Origin of the sequence: Vibrio sp. V43_P6S15P86 (assembly GCF_009904725.1) — a bacterium.
Lineage (GTDB): Bacteria > Pseudomonadota > Gammaproteobacteria > Enterobacterales > Vibrionaceae > Vibrio > Vibrio diabolicus.
Map to the genome: position 1 here is coordinate 1 of NZ_WXWT01000091.1, position 4,423 is coordinate 4,423.

At 44.2% G+C, this 4,423-nt stretch carries 4 protein-coding genes; 1 reads left to right on the forward strand and 3 read right to left on the reverse strand.

Annotated elements, in window-relative coordinates; genetic code table 11:
* Nucleotides 1-163 precede the first annotated feature (163 nt).
* Entirely contained in the window at nucleotides 164-619 is a 456-nt protein-coding gene (locus CAG69_RS03815; protein ID WP_031780357.1) for an RNA-binding protein, read from the forward strand.
* Here the strand turns inward: CAG69_RS03815 and murI are convergent.
* From murI to btuB, 3 genes are read right to left on the reverse strand one after another with little or no spacing between them, the layout of a single operon-like run.
* Nucleotides 582-1,385, reverse strand: a complete 804-nt coding sequence (murI, locus tag CAG69_RS03820; protein WP_046874611.1) for a glutamate racemase — start codon at nucleotides 1,383-1,385, stop codon at nucleotides 582-584. The genes CAG69_RS03815 and murI overlap by 38 nt on opposite strands.
* A gap of 40 nt (nucleotides 1,386-1,425) precedes the next feature.
* The gene (locus CAG69_RS03825; protein WP_085344494.1) at nucleotides 1,426-2,109 is read right to left on the reverse strand and encodes an ATPase; all 684 of its coding nucleotides are present in this window, start codon (nucleotides 2,107-2,109) and stop codon (nucleotides 1,426-1,428) included.
* A gap of 60 nt (nucleotides 2,110-2,169) precedes the next feature.
* A complete protein-coding gene (btuB, locus tag CAG69_RS03830; RefSeq protein WP_161442800.1) occupies nucleotides 2,170-4,005 on the reverse strand; it encodes a TonB-dependent vitamin B12 receptor in 1,836 nt (611 codons plus the stop codon).
* Between the last annotated feature and the right edge of the window lie 418 nt (nucleotides 4,006-4,423).

Here is a 4,423-nt window from a genome sequence, read left to right on the forward strand (position 1 = left end):
AGGTCATTAGTTAGCCAAAAGCGTGATATTTGCATATTTCTTCGTCACATTTGAGACATATCACAGCAATTGGTTGGAAAAACACCAACCATATACGTAAGATTCATGTGTCTATTCTGTTAATGGACAATCGATCTCTTTATCACTATGTGTAGTAATTAAAATGACGTCTAAAAAAAATCTGATTTTATGTGCTGGGCTGGCCGTCGTTGGGGGAATCGTCTTCTCTCAAGTCACCATCCCACCAGCCTTGAGTTTTCTCATTGGTGTTATCGCTACTGCTTTTTTATTTTCATTTTCTAGCCAGACACCTTCTATTCAATCAACGGACTCGGATCCATCGACTAAAACTCTGTATGTCGGCAACCTTCCTTATAAGGCCAATGAGAGTCACGTTCGCGATTTGTTTGCTGAATATGGACAGGTCTATGCAGTACGCTTAATGAAAGATAAGCGCACTGGAAAAAGAAGAGGGTTTGGTTTTGTCGTGATGGCTGCGGCAGATGCCAAGCCAGCTATCGCTAAACTTAATGAAAAGGAATATATGGAAAGAACGCTAAAAGTTAGAATTGCGAACGATCCTAAACACCCGGATGGTGGTAAACCAGAACAGGATTAAAACCTAGCTTCTTTAAACAAATGTTCAGTGCATCTTCCTGCCAAGGAGTTGCACTGGCATAAATCGACTTACTTCCCTCTTCCGTATCCTCAATTTCATCACTTAATAGTAATGCTTTTACTCGACGTGCAATGGCTGCACCCGAATCAATTAAAGTAACGTCCCCACCCAAAGCTTGATGAATTTCCTCTTTGATTAAAGGGAAGTGAGTACAACCGAGCACCGCAACGTCTACTTTATCGCGAAGGGGAAGCAGGATTTTTGTCAGTTCGTCTAGAGAAACGCTGTTGCCTCGCAACTTCTCTTCGGCCATATCCACCAAGCGAGTTGATCCCAACAGCTCAACTGGTTTGCCTTGCGCAAAGTCTCGTATTAACTCGTGAGTATATTGGCGTGTTACTGTCGCCGGAGTGGCGATTAGCCCTACCCCTTTTGATGCCAAAAGCGATGCGGGTTTAATCGCAGGGACAACACCAACAACGGGAATCGATAGATTTTCACGTAAGGAAGGAAGCACTATGGTGCTTGCCGTATTACAAGCAATGACAACAATGTCGACTTGGTGTTCTTCGACTAATGAAGAGACCAGTTGGTTAACTCGTGAAATGAGTACAGCCTGATCGAGTTCACCATAAGGGTAAGCCTGATTATCGAATAAGTATAAGTAGTCAAGATGCGGCAATAGGCGATGTATCTCTTGGAATACAGAAAGACCACCAACACCGGAGTCAAAAACTAGGACTTTTTTCTTACTTGCTACTCGCACGAGCCTTACCTAAAGAACAGAAACGTTGCGATCATACTGCTTAGATTTGTTTTGGCAATGCTTTAGCATGGTATCTTTGATGGCTGAATCTATCTCCAGATTCTACATCTCGCTTCGTCAGCTCGATATGCCCTTGAAAAGACGGCGAAGACGTGACCAGTGTGTGAAATTCACCATTTTCCCCACAGGGATCAATTTGACTTGGTAATGACTCTATTAGGACTTTGTCATACCAGCGACCACACCACTCTGGAGGGAGAACACTTCCGTCGATGGTGATCAACATCGTTTGAATACCACGCTCTATGATTTCCATCGCTAGTTTGTCGCTGCTCTCCCCTAATAGCGGAAAGACGCACTCCCAGCCAGCAGGTTCAATATAGCTGCGTCGGTACTCGGCAATGCCATTGCAAAACATATCACCAAATGCGACAGCTTCTATATTCAGACCACTACTTTGTAATGCATTAACGATGGTCGATTGATAAATGTCGTTACTCGGAAAGACTTCAGGCAGTTCGATAGTAATGAGCGGAAGCGCAAGTAAGTCTGCTTGCATTTGTACAACCTCAAGCGGAGTTGCTTGGAAAGGGACTTCTTTCCCTACGTAAGTCGTGTACAAACCGACAACTTGATAATTTGGATTCTCGTTAAGGCGCTCAAGCGTTAATGTCGAATCTTTACCGCTGGACCAACTGATCACCACTTGCTTAGGTTTCGTCATTCGATTTTCCATCACAAAAATATTAAAAACCGCCCGAAGGCGGTTTGTGTTCATTCACGATTAGAATTCGTAGCCAACGTTTAGATAGTACGCTCGCTCTGCAGCAGGGTAACCTTTTGCCATCTCATACTCTTCATCAAATAGATTATCGATACGAGCGCTAATAGAGGTCGACTCATTCGGATAGTAAGTCACAGCCGTATCAACCAACGAGTAAGAAGAAAGCGTGATATCTTGTGAAGGCCAAGTGCTGTAATCCACGTCTGGACGCTTACCTACGTACTGATAGCTAACCGACCAGTCCACTTTATCGAAGCTCACTAAAGCGTTCCACTTATACATTTCTTTAGCGCGGCGCTGCAACTGATGCCCTTTATCATCTTCAGCATCTTTGTAATCCGCACTCAACTGGTGCTGCACAATCCCTGTATCAAACTCAGCAACAAGCTCCACACCTTGGATATGTGTTTCACCATCGACATTCAAATATTTGTACGTGGTTGGATGGTAATCGATAAGATTCGTGATTTTATAGTCATAACCCGTGACGGACCAAAAAACGCCTTGGACATCACCGCTGAATGCTAGCTCCCAAGCATCTGACTCTTCCGGCTTCAGAGCTTTCTCACCGTACGTTGGGTCATACTGTTGATATAGATTTGGAGCCTTAAACGCAGTACCAAAAGAAGCTTTAACCCCCAACTCAGGTACAAACTGGTAACCAGCAGCTAAGCTGTAAGTGAACTCACTACCGTATTCTTCGTTATCATCAAGGCGAGCACTGCCCTCAAGCATTGCTTTATCAATACTAGTGGTTACCATACCAAACAGAGCGCCATTGGTACGATCAAACGTTTTATTCGCACTCTTGTCTTTATAAGACTCGTTGCGCCAATCAATACCACCAGCCAACGTCGTATTGTTGTTTAGCAAGTAACTGTTGGTCCACTGGACATTTTGCTGCTCAAGTTCATCTTCAGTACCTGAGTGTTTGCCTTTTGCTTGCTCATAGTTCCAAGACTTCTGTTTCTGTGCCGTTACTTGTAGTTCTGACATTACATTATCAGACTGATACTTACCGCCCAGAGTGACAGAAAGATCGTCTTTTTCTGCTTCGTAGTAACCGCGACTGCCGTAGCTGCTGTCATATTGATAAACATTTTCGTAAGCACGTAGGTTACCAAATGCAGACCACTGATCATTGAAGTTATGCACGTAACCTAGCAGACCATTCTTTGTATCAAAGCCATGGCGATCACCGTCATTAACTCCCGGTACAGGACGAACGTTATAACCATCATCACTTTCACTACCAAGCGCGATATTTAGCTGGCCGCTCTCTGTGACTTTAATACCAGATGCCACACTCAATTCCTGGTAATCTAAGCTGCCTAAACCCGCACTTAACTTCGTTCCTTCTTCGTCAGCACGCGCAATGGTGATGATATTGATCACGCCACCAATCGCTTCTGAGCCGTAAAGTGACGCACGCGCACCACGCACGTACTCAATACGTTGAACGTAAGTAAGTGGGATTTGGTTAAAGTCCACAGCGCCCTTCGCTGCTCGTGCAAAACGTACGCCATCAACCAGTACTAAAACTTGGTCGGAACTGGTTCCACGAACAAATAAAGACGCTAGCTGACCACGACCACCATTTTGTGAAACTTGAATCCCGGTAAGGCGACGCAATACATCTGGTAGGGTTTTCGCTTGAATGCGATCGATGTCTTGTCGAGTAACTACTTCGACATCTGCCAACGTACGGCTTTCGGCTTGCTCAAAACGGTTTGCCGTAACAACGATGGTTTCGTCAGTGGAGGTTTCTTGGGCCTGTAGATAAGAGACAGGTGAAAGCAGCGATGCCAAAGTGATCGCCAGTGCGGATTTTCTCATTGTATTGTCCTAAATCGCGTAATTCCTTCCGAGCCCTGTCATCATGACAGTCCAGTGCTGTGGCTCAGTTGTTGGCAGGTATTCGGACTCAAGAGCACGGGTGTACCGCCTACTTGCTCGACTTCCCACATAAACTAATGCAGTGTCTGATGAGCGTTCGTTCTCTTTTACCGCTGCGCGTCATAACCATACAGTTGGGAAAGAAAACATAAAAAAACTAGACAAGTGAGGATAAAATTCTTTATTAACAAGCAAATACACCCCAAACAACATAAAGACACCCATAACTCAATTAAGCGTCTAAATTTTTCACATTTACTTTCGGTCTATCTAATTTTTTATTCCTTTAGACCATTGAAGAAATGACAAACTGACATTCTTAAAACCAGCATGTATTGGATGTATAGACGGCTAATAC